Source organism: Actibacterium naphthalenivorans (genome assembly GCF_014196965.1).
In the GTDB taxonomy this organism is placed as follows: domain Bacteria; phylum Pseudomonadota; class Alphaproteobacteria; order Rhodobacterales; family Rhodobacteraceae; genus Actibacterium_A; species Actibacterium_A naphthalenivorans.
On record NZ_JACIEQ010000003.1, the window covers coordinates 44,863 to 59,880 of the forward strand.

A 15,018-nucleotide genomic window follows, 5' to 3' on the forward strand; every position below is an offset into this window, starting at 1 on the left:
GGCCTGTTGTCCGGTCAGCCCGTATCATTAGCCACAGGCGGCGGCGGCACAAGCACCTTGTTCGGGCGGGGCTGTACAAGGAACAGACCGGCGAACATCAGCGCCATCGCCGCCCAGACCCAGCCCGAATAGGCCTCGTCCAGCAGCAGCATGGACCACAGAACCCCGAAACCGGTGACCAGGTAGGAAACCTGCACCGCGAAAACCACCCCCGCCCGTCCCAGCAGCCAGACATAGCCGGCATAGACAAGCGCATGGATCACCGCGTTCAGAGTCAGCGCCAGATCCGCCACGCCCCAGGGCGGCAGCGGCGAAATCCACTGCCCCAGCAGCAGCGCGGCGGGCAGCGCCAGCACCGCCCCCACCAGCGAGGCCCCGAACAAGAGCTGGATCGGGTCCAGCCCGGCGGTGCCCCATTTGGCCACCGCGTTGCCCTCGACCCCGTAGAACACCGGCGCGATCAGGGCCAGCGGGACGAAAACCAGCATGCCGGGGTCGGGCAGCCCCGCGTCGGGGCCGACGATCAGAACCACCCCGGCCAACCCGCAGCCCAGCCCGGCCATGCGCGGCCAGCTGAACCGGTCAACGCCAAGCGCCAGCGCCATGGGGAAAGAGACCATCGGCACCAGCGACAGCAGGATAGAGACGATGCCGGCCGGCAGATGCACCGCCGCCTGCAGCGACGCTGCGTTGGGCAGCAGCGTGCCGACCAGCGCGATGAAGACATAAAGCCGAAGGTGGCGCGCCGTCATCGGCAGCGGCCTGCCGCGCAGCCAGGTGATCGCGCCCAGCAGCAGCGCGCCGATGACCAGTTGCCAGAAGATGATCCCGAACTGGCGATACGCGCCCGAGACAGAGAGTTTCGCAAGCGGCTGTGTCATCCCCCAGCCCGCGCCCAGAAGCGCCAGAAACGCGACCAGAGCCGGGCGCCCGGTCATGGCGCGGCCGCCTCCAGACGCCCGCCTTCACGGATCATCCGCACGCGGGTGGCCTTGCCCGTCCGGTCGTCGGTTTCGATATACAGGCCGGAAAGCGTGGCCTCGCCCCCCGCCGGGGTAAAACGCCCCTTGCCCATACCGGTGATGAACCGGCGCAGCGGCTCCGCCTTGTCCATGCCGATGACCGAATTGTAATCGCCGCACATGCCCGCGTCCGACTGGAACGCGGTGCCGCCCGGCAGGATCTGGGCATCGCCGGTCGGCACGTGGGTATGGGTGCCGACCACCATGCTGGCGCGCCCGTCGCACCAATGGCCCATCGCCATCTTCTCTGATGTCGCCTCGCAATGCATATCAACCAGAATGGCCTGCGCCTGCCCGCCCAGCGGGTGCGCCTTCAGCACCAGATCGATCGCAGAGAAGGGATCGTCGAAGGGCCGCTTCATGAAGACCTGGCCCAGCACCTGGGTCACCAGCACCTTGCGCCCGCCCGCAGCCGAACACAGCCGGTAGCCCTTGCCCGGCGCGCCCTTGGCGAAATTCAGCGGCCGCAGGATACGCGGCTCCTGCTCGATGAAGCTGAGCATCTCTTTCTGGTCGAAGGCGTGATCGCCCAGCGTCAGGCAATCGGCGCCGGCCTCCAGCAGAGCCTTCGCATGGGCCGCGGTCAGCCCCGCGCCAGAGGTGGCATTCTCACCGTTGACCACAACGAAATCGAGGCCCCAGTCGGCGCGCAGCTTCGGCAGGCGCTCGGTGATCGCGGCACGGCCGGCACGGCCCATCACATCGCCAAGGAAGAGGATTTTCATGGCGTAATGCCTAGGACGCCCGGTCGGTCAGGGCAAGCCCCCGCGATGCGCGGCGCGATTTTTGGGCGCGATCATCCGGCAAGGGCCAGCGCGCCCGCCTCTGTCACCACCATGTCCAGCGGCTGGTCGGTGTCCTCCGTCGGCACCTCGGCCATTTCCTGCGCCGCATAGGCAAAGCCGATGGCCAGCACAGGCCCGCTTGCGCGCAGGGCCTGAAGCGTCCGGTCGTAATACCCGCCGCCATAGCCAAGCCGGTAGCCGCGCCGGTCAAACGCCAGCAAGGGCACGATCAGCACCTGCGGCGCCAGAAAATCGCCGTCGGCCGGCACCAACGCGCCGAACGGCCCATCGATCATCGCGCTGTCGGGGCGCCATTCGCGGAAGATCAGCGGCAGGCCCTCGCCCTGGATGACAGGCACGGTCACGGATGACAGGCCGATCATCCCCAGCATCGCGGGCAGCGGGCTGGCCTCGGTGCGGATCGGCATGTAGCCAGAGACCACCCTGCCCGCCTGCGGCCTCAGCACCTCCAGCAGCACCTGCGCCGCCCTTGCCCCGCGCAGCTCGTCATGCACGTCTTTGCGGCGCGCGAAGGCCGCCTTGCGCGCCGCGGCCTTCTGCTCGGCGATCCCGCTCACAGCAGCAGAACCGCGGCCAGCCCGAGAAAGGCGAAAAAGCCGACCACGTCGGTCACTGTCGTCACGAAGGCGCCCGAGGCCAGCGCCGGATCCACGCCGAACCTGTCCAGCGCCACGGGCACCAGGATCCCGGCCAGACCGGCGATCACCAGGTTCACCACCATGGCCACCCCGATCACCACGCCCAGCATCGGCGTGCCGAACCACAGGATGCCGATGACGCCCATGACCAGCGCGAAGATGCTGCCGTTCACAAGCCCCACCAGCGCCTCGCGGCGGACAACGCGCCAGACGTTCGATCCGGTAAGGTCCTTGGTGGCGATGGCCCGCACGGCCACGGTCAGCGACTGGGTGCCCGCGTTGCCCCCCATCGAGGCGACGATGGGCATCAGCACCGCCAGCGCCACGAACTGCGCGATCGTCGCCTCGAACTGCGCGATCACCAGCGAGGCCAGAATGGCCGTGATCAGGTTCACGAACAGCCACGGGAAGCGGCGCTTGGTGGTTTCGATCACCCTGTCCGACAGGCTGCCCTCACCAACACCGGCCAGGCGCATGATGTCTTCCTCATGCTCTTCATCCAGCACGATCATCGCGTCATCGATGGTGATCATGCCCACCAGCCGCCCTTCGTCATCGACCACGGGGGCAGAGATCAGGTGATACTGGTTGAAGGCATAGGCGACCTCGGATTCCGGCTGGGTCACGGGGATGGCGCGGAAGCTGTCTTCCAGAATACCGGTCAGGGGCACGCTGCGCTTGGTCGACAGGAGCTTGCCAAGGGTGACATAGCCCACCGGCTTCATCCGCGGATCGACCACGATGATATGATAGAATTCCTCGGGCAGTTTCTTCTTGTTGGAGCGCAGATAGTCGATCGCATCGCCCACGTTCCAATGCTCGGGCGCGGCCACGACTTCGCGCTGCATCAGGCGGCCGGCGGAATATTCCGGATAGCTCAGCGCCTGTTCGACGGCGACCCTGTCGGCATCTTCCAGCGCATCCAGAATCGCCGCCTGCTGCGGCTCTTCCAGATCCTCGACCAGATCGACGACATCGTCGGATTCCAGATCGCGCACCGCGTCGGCCAGAACATTCCTGGGCAGGAATTCGATGACCTCCTCGCGGATGCTGTCATCAAGCTCCGAGAGCACCTCGCCATCCACATGGCTCGGGTCCAGCAGCAGGATCTCGCGCCGGTGGCCGCTGTCCATCTGCTCCAGAAGGTCGGCGATGTCGGCGGCATGCAGCGGCTCCAGCAGCGCGCCCAGCCGGGGGCCATCGCCTGCCGCCACGGCAAGCCGGACCGCCGCAACGGTGCGGTTGTCCAGCCCGTATCCGTCGTCTTCGCGTTCCACCTGCTCGGTGATCTCTTCCGCCATGGCCTGCCCCCTGCGCTTTGGCCCGACCATAGCCAAAGCCCGGATCGAGCAACAGGGCAAGATGCGTGATTTACGCCGCGGCGCGCGCCCCTTACGCTGCGCCGGAAACACGAGGGACACGCATGGCCGACACCACGCTTCTTCTGGGGCAGACCCTGAGCTTTCGCGCCGATCCCTTCGCCGCGGGCGTGGCGGAATCGGCCGTTCATGTGCGCCACGGCGGCGTTGCGTTGCGCGACGGCCTGATCCAAGAGACCGGCACGGCGGATGAGCTGCGCGCGCGGCACCCGGGTGCCACGGTGCGGGATTACGGCGACGGGCTGATCACCGCAGGATTCATCGACGCCCATGCGCATTTCCCGCAAACGGCGATGATCGCAAGCTGGGGCAAACGGCTGATCGACTGGCTCAACACCTATACCTTCCCCGAAGAGATGCGCTTCGCCGACGCCACCTATGCCGCCGAAATCGCCGCGCGGTATTTCGATCTGGTGCTCGCCAACGGCACCACCACTGTCTGTTCCTTCTGCACGATCCACCCCGAAAGCGTGGATGCCTATTTCTCCGAGGCACAGGCGCGCGGCCTTCGGATGCTGGGCGGCAAGACCTGCATGGATCGCAATGCGCCCGAAGGCCTGCGCGACACGCCGCAATCGGCCTATGACGACAGCAAGGCGCTGCTGGAGAAATGGCATGGGGCGGGCCGGCTGTCCTATGTGATCACGCCGCGATTTTCGCCCACCTCGACCCCCGAACAGCTTGCCGCCATGGGCGCGCTCTGGGCCGAACATCCAGATTGCCTGATGCAGACCCATCTGAGCGAACAGGTTGATGAGGTGGCCTGGGCCCGGTCCCTCTTCCCGGAGGCGCGCGACTATCTGGATACCTACGAATGCCACGGCCTTCTGGGCGCCGGCGCGGTGTTCGGCCATGCCATCCATCTGGAACCGCGCGAACGGGCGCGGCTGAAAGAGGCGGATGCCAGCCTTGTGCATTGCCCGACGTCGAACACCTTCATCGGATCGGGCCTGTTCGACATGGACGGGCTGATGCGAGAAGGCCAGCGCATCGGCCTGGCCACCGACACCGGCGGCGGGTCATCCTTTTCGATGCTGCGCACCATGGCCGCCGCCTATGAGGTGGCACAGCTGCGCGGGCGTGCCCTGCATCCGGCCGAACTTTACTGGCTGGCCACGCAGGGCGCCGCGCGCGCCCTGCGGCTCGATCACCGCATCGGCAACCTTGCGCCGGGGATCGAGGCCGATCTCGTGGTGCTCGACCTTGCGTCGACTCCCGCCATCGCCCAACGCAGCACCCGCGCCAACGACATATGGGAGGCGCTGTTCCCCACGATCATGATGGGTGACGACCGCGCGGTGAGCGCCGTGTGGGCCGGGGGGCGCTGCGTGCAGCCCGCCGCCAGCGCCGGATAAGAAACCGGATCATCACGCTTGCCGGTGATTCGCCGCCTGTGCTAACCTCTTGGTAACAAGAGCAGTTCAAAAACAAATAAATCAGAGCAGGTATGTGCCATGCACAGGGAATCCCGTCTTTACATGCAGCGCATGTTTCAGGACCACGCGAGCAAGCTTGAACCCGGCCGTGTGCTGGATATCGGTGCGATGGGGCGGCGGCCGAAATATCGGAAAATCTGGGAAAGCGGCGGCTGGTCCTATGTGGGCTGCGATCTGGCCGATGGGCCGAATGTTGACGTGGTACTGTCCGACCCGTTCCTGTTTCCGCTGGAAGATCAAAGCTTTGACGCGGTGATCAGTGGCCAGATGCTGGAACATAACGAAATGTTCTGGCTGAGTTTTCTGGAGATGTCGCGGGTTCTGAAGATGGGCGGTCTGATGATCCATATCGCGCCGTCGCGCGGCTACGAACATCGCGCGCCGCAGGATTGCTGGCGGTTCTACCGCGACGGCATGACCGCGCTGGCCCGTTGGGCCGGGCTGGAGGTTGTCGAGGCCACCACCGACTGGGAAACCCGGCATCTGGATCATTGGCGCGAAAACAACAGCACCAAGGCAAGGGCGATGGAAAAGACCTATCGCAACGTGGATACCGACTGGGGCGATACGATCGGCGTGTTCCGCAAGACGCTCGCCACCGCCGATGCCGAGGGGATGCGCTATGTCCGCCATTTCGCGGCGTTGCACCCCCAAAACAGCGCATCGCAACTGGCGGCGGAATAGAGCCGGCTCCTTTATAGCCAGGCTGGAGGTGCGGCAGCCGCAGCTTCGCGGCGGGCGAAGCCATCCCGCAAGGCACGGGAGGGTGGAGAGTTCCACCTTGGCATAAGCCATTCATTGCGAATGTTTAAATGGTGCCCGGGGGCGGAATCGAACCACCGACACGAGGATTTTCAATCCACTGCTCTACCCCTGAGCTACCCGGGCACGGGTGAACGGGTGTGGTGATCGGCCGGGAAACCTGCCGCACCGCCGTTCGGGCTGCGATCTTCTAGACGCGCGGCTGGGCGGTGTCCAGAGGGCGGAGCATAAAAATTCGCCCTCCAATGCCGCCTTCCCCTGCCGCGGGTTTTCGGGCAGGCCGCGGCTCAGTTCGGCTTGCGCGTTTGACGGTCGGCCTCGTCGGCCGCCTCCTCCAGCGCCTCCGGGGTGTCGTCGGGGATGGCATAGCCTCCGGTCAGCCATTTTCCGAGGTCTACATCGGCGCAGCGCCGGGAGCAGAAGGGCCGGTATTTCGGGGCGCTGTCTTTTCCGCAGATCGGGCAACTCATTTTTCGCGGCCCTCCGTCAGCGGCAAGCGCTCGCGCTTTCGCAGGATCTCGAAATTGCCCAGCGGGGTCCAGCCGGCAAAAGTGGTGTCGACCGGATCGGGGCGAAAGGCGGCCTTGAGCACCTGTTCCAGCTGGCGCCGGTCTTTTTGCGGCATCGGCGCGAAATCGACGATGATCTGGCCGCTCAGCCCCCGCAGCCGCAACTGCCGCGGCAGATCCCGCGCTGCGGCGAGGTTGGCCTTCAGCCCGGCCGCCGGCGACGTGTCGGGGCCGGTGTTCACGTCCACTGCCAACAGCGCCCGCGTCGGCTCGATATAAAGCGCGCCGCCGCCGGGCAGGGATGCGGGCCCGGCGAGCGCGTCAATGGCATCCAGCACGCCCAGATCGGCAAGGGCGCTGTCACCCTCGATCACCTCATCGGGATCGGGATCGGCCCAGTCGCGCCAGGCGCGCATATGGGCATCGGGCGCATCCAGCAGCAACTCGGGCGCGCCAACGCCTTCCGACATGACCGCCTGCGCCACGTCGCGCATCGCGGAAATGTCGGCGGCAATCTCTTCTTCGGCCACGCCGGCGGCGGCCGAACGCAGGATCAACCCGAAGCCGGAGCTCTCCTCGCCCATCGCGGCATGGGCGATTTCCAGCAGGCGGTCACGCTCTTCGTCATCGCGGATGGTCCGCGACACGTTGAGCCCCGGCGCGCCGGGCGTCACGATCGCATAGCGGCTCTTGAACAGGGGTTTCGGCGTGACCGGCACTGCCTTGCCCGGCTCGGCAAAGCCGGAGACCTGCACCAGCAGCGTCTGGCCAGGGGCAAGCCCCTTGGCCTGCCGCATGAACGCGGTGCCGCCGGGCAGTTTCAGGAAGATACCCCCCTGCCCCTTGACCTGCCGGTCGACGGTGGCGCGAAAGATGGCGCCGGGCGCGGGCAGATCCTCGGGCGGATCGACAAGCAGGTCTTCGAGGCGGCCGTTGACCATCAGCGCGGCGGCGGCGCGCCCGTTGAGCTGGCCCAGAATGACGGTGCGGCCCTTCATGGCGCCTCCTTGTAAAGCGGATAGCCCGCCGCCTGCAGCAACGATGCGGTTTCGGCCAGCGGCAGGCCGACGACGGCGGAAAACGAGCCGCTGATCCAGGGCACGAAGGCGCCGGCCATGCCTTGTATGCCATAGCCGCCCGCCTTTCCCCGCCATTCGTCAGAGCGCAGATAGGCGTTCAGCTCTTCGTCGGACAGCCGCTTGAACTTTACCGCCGTCACCACGTCACGCTCCCACACACGCTCGCCCAGGCGCAGGGCCACGGCGGTGATCACGCTGTGGCGGCGGCCCGACAGCGCCAGCAGGAATTCCGCCGCCTCGCCCGCGTTCCGGGGCTTGCCCAGAATGCGGCGCCCGAGCGCCACGGTGGTATCGGCGCACAGCACCGCCTCGTCGGCCCCGGCCTGAACCGCGCGGGCCTTTTCGATGGCCATGCGGGCGCAATAGGGGCGCGGAAGCTCGCCCCTTGCGGGGTCTTCGTCGATGTCAGGAGGGCGGATCGCGTCAGGCACGATTCCGATCTGCGCCAGAAGATCCTTCCGGCGCGGGCTGGCAGAGCCCAGAACCAGCCGCATCAGCCGGTTACTTGAAGCGATAGTTGATCCGACCCTTGGTCAGATCGTACGGTGTCATTTCCACCTGAACGCGGTCGCCGGCAAGAACGCGGATACGGTTCTTGCGCATTTTTCCTGCCGTATGCGCGATAATCTCATGGCCGTTCTCAAGCTCGACCCGGAATGTCGCGTTAGGCAGGAGTTCCTTCACGACGCCGGGGAATTCGAGCATTTCTTCCTTGGCCATGGTCACTCCTAAGTGGTTTTGCCCGCCAGGATGCGAGCGTGGCCTTAAATGCTCTTAAACCCCTGCTTTTTCAAGGGCGGATCGCGCAAAACTGTTCCTGCGGGCAAGGATGCCGCGCCACGCGGGCGCAAAACGGCGCTGCCGCGCATTGCGCGCCGCCCGCCGGAAAACCGCATTTCCTTCGATTTCAGTGGTATTCGCGGCCGCACCCGCCCGCGTTTGCCGTCAGGCACAGGGCGGGCCGAACCGTTCGATCAGGTGATCGCGTATCTGGTCGCGCGACTGGCGATAGGCCGAAAGCTTGGCCTCCCGCGTCTCGCCCAGGCCGGTCGGGTCCAGAATCGGCCAGTATTCCACGTCGAGATGATAGAAGCGCGTCAGCTCCAGTGCGCGCCGCTGGCTGGCCGGCGACAGCGCCACCACCAGATCGAAGCTGGACAGGTCATCGCCCCATTCCTCCATCTCGTCGAACGAGCGCGATTGATGCCGCTCGAGCGGCACACCGATTTCGGCGCAGACGGCGATGGCGAAACCGTCGACCTCCAGATCATTCTTCACGCCTACCGATTGCACATAGAACCGACGGCCATAAAACTTCTTGGCCATCCCCTCGGCCATGGGGGAACGGACGGCGTTGTGATCACAGCAAAAGAGAACCGATTGTGGGAGGTCCCTCATCACCACATCAGCCCCCGAAATGCAGAACGCATATCAGGGTGAAAAGCCGCCGGGCGGTATCGGTATCGAGTTCGACCTTGCCATCCAGCCGCTCCTGCAGCACGCGCGCGCCTTCGTTGTGGATGCCGCGGCGGGCCATGTCGATGGCCTCGATCTTGGCGGGGGGCAGTTTCTTGACCGCGTCGAAATAGCTTTCGCAGATCTGGAAGTAATCCTTCACCACCTGCCGGAACGGCCCCAGCGAAAGGTGGAACTCGGCGACCGCCTCGCCCGCCTCGGTGCGGACTTCGAAGACCAGCCGCTTTTCGCGGATGGCCAGATGCAGGTTATAGGGCCCGGCGGGCGCCGCCTGCCCGTCACGGGGCGGAAGGGCGAAACTGTTGTCTTCGAGCAGATCGAAGATCGCGACCTTGCGCTCCTGCTCGATTTCCGGTGTCGGGGCGGGCAGGCCAGTATCGTCGATTTCGACCTGGGACAGGCGGGATAGGGTCATTCTGTGCCCTCGTTCAGACGCTCAAGCCGGGCGCGCACCGACAAGCCGTGCGCCTCCAGACTTTCGGAAATGGCCAGCCGTTCGGCGGCGGGGCCGATGGCGCGCAACGCTTCGGGCGTCATCCGGGCCAGCGTGGTGCGTTTCAGGAAATCCATCACCGAGAGGCCAGAGGAAAACCGCGCCGAGCGCGCCGTGGGCAGCACGTGATTGGGGCCACCGATGTAATCGCCGATCGCCTCGGGCGTCCATTGCCCCAGAAAGATCGCCCCGGCATGGGTGACCATCCGTGACAGCCCGTCGGGATCATCGACGCAAAGCTCCAGATGCTCGGGGGCGATACGATCCGACAGCGCGGCCGCCTCGGCAAGATCGCGCACAATGATCACCGCGCCGTAGTCGCGCCAGCTCGCCCCGGCGATCACCCGCCGCTCCAGCGTTTCGAGCCGTTTCTCGACGGCGGCGGCGACGGCACGGCCAAAAGCCGCGTCATCGGTGATGAGGAGCGACTGGGCGCTTTCGTCATGCTCGGCCTGGCTGAGCAGGTCCACCGCGATCCAGTCTGGATCATTGTTGCGGTCGGCGATCACCAGAATCTCCGACGGGCCGGCGATCATATCGATGCCGACCTTGCCGAACACCCGGCGCTTGGCGGCGGCGACAAAGGCATTGCCGGGGCCGGTGATCTTGTCCACCGGGGCGATGGTGGCGGTGCCATAGGCCAGCGCCGCGATCGCCTGGGCGCCGCCGATGCGATAGACGGTATCCACCCCGGCCAGCCGCGCCGCCAGCAAAACCAGCGGGTTGCAGACGCCATCCGGCGTCGGGGCACAGATCACCAGCCGCTTGACGCCGGCCACCTGCGCCGGGATCGCGTTCATCAGCACCGAGGACGGGTAAGAGGCCAGCCCGCCCGGCACGTAAAGCCCGGCCGCCGAAACCGGCGTCCAGCGCCAGCCGAGCGTGGCGCCGTCCGGGTCGGTCCAGCTTTGATCCTCCGGCATCTGGCGCACGTGATAGGCGCGGATGCGTTGCGCCGCCAGCTCCAGCGCGGCACGATCCTCGGGCGAGACCCTGGCGCATTCGGCCTCGATCTCTTCGGGGGAAAAGGCCAGCGTCTCGGGCGTCAGTTCCAGCCGGTCGAACTTCGCGGTCAGCTCCAGCACCGCCGCATCGCCGCGCGCACGCACGTCAGCGATGATCGCCGCCACGGTCTCGTCCACATCCGGCGCATCCTCGCGCTTGGCGCCCAGCAGGGCGTCGAACCGGGCGGCAAAATCGGGATCGGTGGTGTCAAGAAACTGGGGCATGGGTCTCTCCTTGCCCTTCACATATCCGGCCTGCGCGTGTGTCTCAAGCGTCCAGGCGTCGGAACATCAGAAGCTCGTCATGCGACTGCCCGTCATGATGGAATGCATCGGGGATCTCGCCCATCGGGTGGAACCCGTGACGCTTGTAGAACGCCACAGCGCGCGGATCGCCGGCGCGGGCGCCCAGTTCCATCTGCCGGATGCCGTGGCGCGCGGCATCAGCCAGCACCTGGTGCAGCAGCTGCCCCGCCGCCCCCGCGCCGCGCCAGGCGGGGCGAATATAAACCGACATCAGCATCGCACGGTGACGCGCCGCCATGTAGGGTTCGGCGACCCAGCCCATCACGCCCACTGCCCGCCCGCCGTCAAAACCTGCATGATAGTTCGCCTGCTCCAGCATCTCCACAAAGAATGTCAGCGGCCTGTCGGCGATTTCCTCGTACCTGGTGGCAAAGGCCGGGGGATCGTTCTGCAGCGCCTCCAGCCGGATGTCGCGCCACAATGCGGCGTCGGCGGGAACAAGCCGCCGGAAAATCATTCGTGCGCCGGCGCCTTGCGCGACGGGGCCACATAGGGCCGGGTGACATCCTTCAGCGTGACGTCCAGACATTCGACATCCAGCGAAATCGCGCCATCCCCGGAAAGCGTCAGCACCACGCGGCCGGTGCCGTCTTCTCCCGGTTCGAAACTCACCGACAGCAGCGAAAACACCGTGTCCTTGTCGTTTCGGTCCACCCCCTGCGACGATACCCGCGCGACATCGTCGAAGGCCAGCACCGCCTGCACCCTTTCATAAGGCCGGCCGCGCCGTTCAGCCGCCACGCGATCTTCCCACCGGAACCGGTTCAGCAGCAGGGCAAAGCGCCGCGCGCCCGGGCGCCATGCCATCTCGGTGACGGGAAAGACGGCATCCTGCGTCAGGCTCGAAATCACCGAAAGCCCTTCGGCATCATCGGCCTTCAGGCGCAGCGGCGCCTCGGCCCCGTCTTCGAATGTTGCATCTTCGGTCATTCTTCGCGCACCCGTTCGATATGTGCGCCGCAGGCGCCCAGCTTGTCCTCGACACGCTCGTATCCGCGATCAAGATGATAGACACGGCTGACCACGGTTTCCCCCTCGGCGGCAAGGCCGGCCAGGATCAGCGACACCGAGGCACGCAAATCGGTGGCCATGACAGGCGCGCCCTTCAGCCGCTCGACGCCGGTGACGGTGGCATGGCCGCCATGCACATCGATCCGCGCGCCCATCCGCATCAGTTCGGGGGCATGCATGAACCGGTTCTCGAAAATCTTCTCTTCCAGAACGCTGGTGCCTTCGGCAGTGCACAACAGCGCCATCATCTGCGCCTGCAGATCGGTGGGAAAGCCCGGGAACGGCTCTGTCATCACATCGACAGCGTTCACCCGCCCGTTGCGGCGCGACACTTTCAGCCCGCGCTCGGTTTGCTCGACGCTGATGCCGGCCTGATCCAGCTTTTCCGCGAAGGCGGCCACAAGCTCCAGCCGGCCACCGATACATTCCACCGTGCCCCCGGTGATGGCCGGGGCCAGCATGTAGGTGCCAAGCTCGATCCGGTCGGTTACCACGGGATGGGTGGCGCCGCACAGCCTGTCGACGCCTTCGATGGTGATGGTTTCCGTGCCCTCGCCTTCGATCTGCGCGCCCATCTTGCGCAGGCAACGGGCAAGATCGACGATCTCGGGTTCGCGCGCGGCGTTGCGGATGATCGTTGTTCCCTTGGCCAGGGTCGCGGCCATCAGCACATTCTCCGTCGCGCCGACGGAGACGAAGGGAAACACCACCTCGGCCCCTTTCAACCCGCCCGGCGCCTTGGCATGCACATAGCCATCCTTCAGCTCCAGCTCGGCGCCCAGCGCCTCCAGCCCTTTCAGATGCAGATCCACGGGCCTTGCCCCGATCGCACAGCCGCCGGGCAGCGAAACGATGGCGTGGCCATCGCGCGCCAGCATCGGCCCCAGCACCAGGATCGACGCGCGCATCTTGCGCACGATGTTGTAATCCGCCGTGTGATTGTCCAGCCCGTGCGATGACAGCGCCAGAACGCGCCCGTCCTGCAGGCTCGACACCTCGGCGCCCAGCGATTGCAGCAGCGATGTCATGGTCCGGATGTCCGACAGACGCGGCGCGTTGGTCAGCGTCAGCGGCTCTTCGCTCAGCAGCGTCGCCGGCATCAGCGTCAGACAGGCGTTTTTCGCCCCGGCGATCGGGATCTCCCCGTTGAGGGCACCGCCGCCCCGAATGACAATCGAATCCATCTGCTTTGCCTCTTATTCCCGCTCTTCGCCCGATTTGCGCGCCTTCGCCTGCGCCTTGCGCCGGGCCAGGTTCGCCTTCAGCGCCTGTTTCAGCCGCTCTTCGCGGCTTTCCGGCGCTTTTGCGGGTTTCGAATTGCGGGGTTTCTTTTCCATGCCCATTCTCTATCGCAGAGGCGCGATACGGTCCAGAGACAGGGCAACCGCGTCTGCCGACGCCGCGCCGGAAAACCGGTCAGTTAGCGCTTGCGTCCCCCGGCGATTACGTCTAATCAGCCGCCCATTCGGGCCGCAGTAGCTCAGTGGTAGAGCGCACCCTTGGTAAGGGTGAGGTCGGGAGTTCAATCCTCCCCTGCGGCACCATCTCGCACTTTTGGTTGTCGAAATCGCCTAACACCTTGAAGGGTAAGGTGGTTTTTGGTGTTCCATACACGCCTTCCGGCATGAAGGTGAGGGGCTCAGAAAAAGCCAGCCTCAGAACTGTCTGACGGATAGCATGGCTCCCATTTTTATATATATCCCAAGGCCTTGAGAGAAATTTGAGGGCGAGTTCAATACAGTCTTCAAACCCAGCCACATTTGGCAGTGGCTCACCAGCCCTCTCGACCAGTGCGATCTTCTCCCGTTCCAGCTTTTCGATCTTGGCTTCTATGGCTTTGATGACAGTCGGGTTCTTGGTCTCGACCATGCGGTCAACGAGTTCCAAAATACTCTTGTCAGCAGCGTCTGCCTGACGCCGCCACTCTTCCCGCTCGGCCCGAGCCAACTCAAGGCGGCTGTTCCAAGCGTCCTTGAACATCGCGATCGCGAGATCGACCAGCCTTTTGGTGGGCTGTAGGCGCGCCAAGATGTCTTCGAAGCCGCCTTCCATCTTAGCCCGCGCAACAGACTTGCTTTTTTGCGAACAGCCGCGCGTTTCGCATCGGTAGTATGCATAGTGCTTGTATTTGCCCTTCGACCACGCGCCGGTCATGTTGTTTCCGCACTCGCCGCAAGCAACAAAGCCGCGCAAAGGGAAATCTTCACTGAAGTCAGCCCGTGCCGATCCCCGCGCGCCTTCGACAAGGTTCTTCTGGATTTGCTCATATGTGGAAAAGCTGATTAGCGGCTCATGATGGCCACGGCGCAGCGACACGCCCCACGTCTTGGCTTGCACATACCCCGCATAGAGCGGATTCTTCAAAATCTTGGTGATCTTCCATGCTCTGATCTTCCCGTTCGGTTGGTCCTTCGGGAACTCCGGTTTGCTCTCTAGGAAGCGCTGGACTTCAGCCTGAGAACGAAAACGCCCGTTTGCGTATCCGTTTAGGGCTTCGCATAGACAATCCGCCACCGGCTCGTCAGGAACCAACAGCTTCCCATGGATACGATCCGTCGCGAATTTATACCCGACAGGTGCGTGAAAGACCCAATATCCTTTCTCTACACGGGCAGTCATTTTTTGTTTTACTTGGCGGCGGTTCTGATCGCGCTCTAGCTCGCCTTGGGCGGCAATGATTGTCTCTATGAATTTGCCTTCAGGCGTATCTTCAAAAGAAAAATTGAGGCATTCGATTCTTGCTCCACGGTTGGCAAATTCACGGCGAAGCTTGATGTGAAATTCGACATCCCGCGCAAACCGTTTGAGATCGTCAAAAATAACGATATAGTCCTTACTTGGCTGCGCATCGAGATAGGCCAGCATGCCACACATACCAGGACGCTTCAAAAAATCACCGCCGCCCGAGGCATCGTCTGGAAAAACCATCTCGACATCATAACCTTTGGATTCAGCGTATTGGCGACAACGATGTTCCTGGCTGTCCAAGCCTGATCCGGTAAGCCTTTGTTTCGTCGTTGAAACGCGGCAGTAGATGAGCGCGGAAGCCGTTCTTGTTTCTGTTCGCGGGATACCCATGAATCCTCTCTTTTCCGCC

Annotated in this window: 17 protein-coding genes, 2 tRNA genes and 1 pseudogene; 3 read left to right on the forward strand and 17 right to left on the reverse strand. The window is 64.6% G+C overall.

Going from position 1 to position 15,018, the window contains the following annotated elements:
* Positions 1-14: 14 nt before the first annotated feature.
* The 4 genes from GGR17_RS11475 to mgtE all read right to left on the reverse strand — a co-directional run bounded on the left by GGR17_RS11475 (position 15) and on the right by mgtE (position 3,767).
* On the reverse strand, positions 15-938 hold the full coding sequence (locus GGR17_RS11475; protein WP_054539704.1) for a DMT family transporter: 924 nt from the start codon (positions 936-938) through the stop codon (positions 15-17).
* Complete coding sequence (locus GGR17_RS11480) at positions 935-1,747, reverse strand: TIGR00282 family metallophosphoesterase (protein WP_054539705.1); 813 nt, start codon at positions 1,745-1,747, stop codon at positions 935-937. Before GGR17_RS11480 ends, GGR17_RS11475 begins: the two co-directional genes overlap by 4 nt.
* Positions 1,748-1,818: 71 nt before the next feature.
* Positions 1,819-2,385, reverse strand: a complete 567-nt coding sequence (locus GGR17_RS11485; protein WP_054539706.1) for a 5-formyltetrahydrofolate cyclo-ligase — start codon at positions 2,383-2,385, stop codon at positions 1,819-1,821.
* Positions 2,382-3,767, reverse strand: a complete 1,386-nt coding sequence (mgtE, locus tag GGR17_RS11490; protein WP_054539707.1) for a magnesium transporter — start codon at positions 3,765-3,767, stop codon at positions 2,382-2,384. Before mgtE ends, GGR17_RS11485 begins: the two co-directional genes overlap by 4 nt.
* A gap of 122 nt (positions 3,768-3,889) precedes the next feature.
* Between mgtE and guaD the strand changes: the two genes are divergently transcribed.
* Both guaD and GGR17_RS11500 read left to right on the forward strand, forming a co-directional pair.
* Positions 3,890-5,200, forward strand: a complete 1,311-nt coding sequence (gene guaD / locus GGR17_RS11495) for a guanine deaminase (protein ID WP_054539708.1) — start codon at positions 3,890-3,892, stop codon at positions 5,198-5,200.
* Positions 5,201-5,299: 99 nt separating this feature from the next.
* Positions 5,300-5,965: a methyltransferase domain-containing protein gene (locus tag GGR17_RS11500; protein ID WP_082386662.1), complete on the forward strand. Its 666-nt coding sequence runs from the start codon at positions 5,300-5,302 to the stop codon at positions 5,963-5,965.
* 129 nt (positions 5,966-6,094) lie between these two features.
* Here the strand turns inward: GGR17_RS11500 and GGR17_RS11505 are convergent.
* The 12 genes from GGR17_RS11505 to GGR17_RS11560 form a co-directional block, all read right to left on the reverse strand.
* A tRNA-Phe gene (locus GGR17_RS11505) sits at positions 6,095-6,169 on the reverse strand.
* Between the two features lie 161 nt (positions 6,170-6,330).
* On the reverse strand, positions 6,331-6,513 hold the full coding sequence (locus GGR17_RS11510; protein ID WP_037209840.1) for a DNA gyrase inhibitor YacG: 183 nt from the start codon (positions 6,511-6,513) through the stop codon (positions 6,331-6,333).
* Complete coding sequence (locus GGR17_RS11515; protein ID WP_054539710.1) at positions 6,510-7,550, reverse strand: ribonuclease E/G; 1,041 nt, start codon at positions 7,548-7,550, stop codon at positions 6,510-6,512. The genes GGR17_RS11510 and GGR17_RS11515 overlap by 4 nt, the downstream gene beginning before the upstream one ends.
* Positions 7,547-8,125 carry a Maf family protein gene (locus tag GGR17_RS11520; RefSeq protein ID WP_054539711.1) on the reverse strand — a complete coding sequence of 193 codons (579 nt, stop codon included), beginning with the start codon at positions 8,123-8,125 and terminating at the stop codon, positions 7,547-7,549. Before GGR17_RS11520 ends, GGR17_RS11515 begins: the two co-directional genes overlap by 4 nt.
* A gap of 7 nt (positions 8,126-8,132) precedes the next feature.
* The gene (gene infA / locus GGR17_RS11525; RefSeq protein WP_037209844.1) at positions 8,133-8,351 is read right to left on the reverse strand and encodes a translation initiation factor IF-1; all 219 of its coding nucleotides are present in this window, start codon (positions 8,349-8,351) and stop codon (positions 8,133-8,135) included.
* Positions 8,352-8,576: 225 nt separating this feature from the next.
* On the reverse strand, positions 8,577-9,029 hold the full coding sequence (locus GGR17_RS11530) for an arsenate-mycothiol transferase ArsC (protein ID WP_082386663.1): 453 nt from the start codon (positions 9,027-9,029) through the stop codon (positions 8,577-8,579).
* Positions 9,030-9,036: 7 nt separating this feature from the next.
* Positions 9,037-9,522 carry a UPF0262 family protein gene (locus GGR17_RS11535; protein WP_054539712.1) on the reverse strand — a complete coding sequence of 162 codons (486 nt, stop codon included), beginning with the start codon at positions 9,520-9,522 and terminating at the stop codon, positions 9,037-9,039.
* Complete coding sequence (hisD, locus tag GGR17_RS11540) at positions 9,519-10,829, reverse strand: histidinol dehydrogenase (RefSeq protein WP_054539713.1); 1,311 nt, start codon at positions 10,827-10,829, stop codon at positions 9,519-9,521. Before hisD ends, GGR17_RS11535 begins: the two co-directional genes overlap by 4 nt.
* A gap of 43 nt (positions 10,830-10,872) precedes the next feature.
* Positions 10,873-11,367: a GNAT family N-acetyltransferase gene (locus tag GGR17_RS11545; protein WP_054539714.1), complete on the reverse strand. Its 495-nt coding sequence runs from the start codon at positions 11,365-11,367 to the stop codon at positions 10,873-10,875.
* Positions 11,364-11,840, reverse strand: coding sequence for a DUF2948 family protein (locus GGR17_RS11550; protein WP_054539715.1), 477 nt, complete (start codon positions 11,838-11,840; stop codon positions 11,364-11,366). Before GGR17_RS11550 ends, GGR17_RS11545 begins: the two co-directional genes overlap by 4 nt.
* On the reverse strand, positions 11,837-13,105 hold the full coding sequence (gene murA, locus GGR17_RS11555) for a UDP-N-acetylglucosamine 1-carboxyvinyltransferase (protein ID WP_054539716.1): 1,269 nt from the start codon (positions 13,103-13,105) through the stop codon (positions 11,837-11,839). Before murA ends, GGR17_RS11550 begins: the two co-directional genes overlap by 4 nt.
* A 12-nt stretch (positions 13,106-13,117) precedes the next feature.
* The gene (locus GGR17_RS11560) at positions 13,118-13,258 is read right to left on the reverse strand and encodes a hypothetical protein (protein ID WP_173585966.1); all 141 of its coding nucleotides are present in this window, start codon (positions 13,256-13,258) and stop codon (positions 13,118-13,120) included.
* Positions 13,259-13,390: 132 nt separating this feature from the next.
* Between GGR17_RS11560 and GGR17_RS11565 the strand changes: the two genes are divergently transcribed.
* A tRNA-Thr gene (locus GGR17_RS11565) sits at positions 13,391-13,465 on the forward strand.
* A 589-nt stretch (positions 13,466-14,054) separates the two neighbouring features.
* Here the strand turns inward: GGR17_RS11565 and GGR17_RS20630 are convergent.
* Positions 14,055-14,999 (reverse strand): annotated as a pseudogene (locus GGR17_RS20630) (recombinase family protein); the annotation flags it as partial.
* Positions 15,000-15,018 lie beyond the last annotated feature (19 nt).

What these genes read in the sequence shown, in the direction of transcription:
- GGR17_RS11500 (WP_082386662.1), top strand. Translation starts at nt 5,300, where the DNA reads ATGCACAGGGAATCCCGTCTTTACATGCAGCGCATGTTTCAGGACCAC.
- murA (WP_054539716.1), bottom strand. Translation starts at nt 13,105, where the DNA reads ATGGATTCGATTGTCATTCGGGGCGGCGGTGCCCTCAACGGGGAGATC.
- guaD (WP_054539708.1), top strand. Translation starts at nt 3,890, where the DNA reads ATGGCCGACACCACGCTTCTTCTGGGGCAGACCCTGAGCTTTCGCGCC.
- GGR17_RS11550 (WP_054539715.1), bottom strand. Translation starts at nt 11,840, where the DNA reads ATGACCGAAGATGCAACATTCGAAGACGGGGCCGAGGCGCCGCTGCGC.
- GGR17_RS11560 (WP_173585966.1), bottom strand. Translation starts at nt 13,258, where the DNA reads ATGGAAAAGAAACCCCGCAATTCGAAACCCGCAAAAGCGCCGGAAAGC.
- GGR17_RS11535 (WP_054539712.1), bottom strand. Translation starts at nt 9,522, where the DNA reads ATGACCCTATCCCGCCTGTCCCAGGTCGAAATCGACGATACTGGCCTG.
- hisD (WP_054539713.1), bottom strand. Translation starts at nt 10,829, where the DNA reads ATGCCCCAGTTTCTTGACACCACCGATCCCGATTTTGCCGCCCGGTTC.
- GGR17_RS11530 (WP_082386663.1), bottom strand. Translation starts at nt 9,029, where the DNA reads ATGAGGGACCTCCCACAATCGGTTCTCTTTTGCTGTGATCACAACGCC.
- mgtE (WP_054539707.1), bottom strand. Translation starts at nt 3,767, where the DNA reads ATGGCGGAAGAGATCACCGAGCAGGTGGAACGCGAAGACGACGGATAC.
- GGR17_RS11475 (WP_054539704.1), bottom strand. Translation starts at nt 938, where the DNA reads ATGACCGGGCGCCCGGCTCTGGTCGCGTTTCTGGCGCTTCTGGGCGCG.
- GGR17_RS11480 (WP_054539705.1), bottom strand. Translation starts at nt 1,747, where the DNA reads ATGAAAATCCTCTTCCTTGGCGATGTGATGGGCCGTGCCGGCCGTGCC.
- infA (WP_037209844.1), bottom strand. Translation starts at nt 8,351, where the DNA reads ATGGCCAAGGAAGAAATGCTCGAATTCCCCGGCGTCGTGAAGGAACTC.
- GGR17_RS11545 (WP_054539714.1), bottom strand. Translation starts at nt 11,367, where the DNA reads ATGATTTTCCGGCGGCTTGTTCCCGCCGACGCCGCATTGTGGCGCGAC.
- GGR17_RS11515 (WP_054539710.1), bottom strand. Translation starts at nt 7,550, where the DNA reads ATGAAGGGCCGCACCGTCATTCTGGGCCAGCTCAACGGGCGCGCCGCC.
- GGR17_RS11510 (WP_037209840.1), bottom strand. Translation starts at nt 6,513, where the DNA reads ATGAGTTGCCCGATCTGCGGAAAAGACAGCGCCCCGAAATACCGGCCC.
- GGR17_RS11520 (WP_054539711.1), bottom strand. Translation starts at nt 8,125, where the DNA reads ATGCGGCTGGTTCTGGGCTCTGCCAGCCCGCGCCGGAAGGATCTTCTG.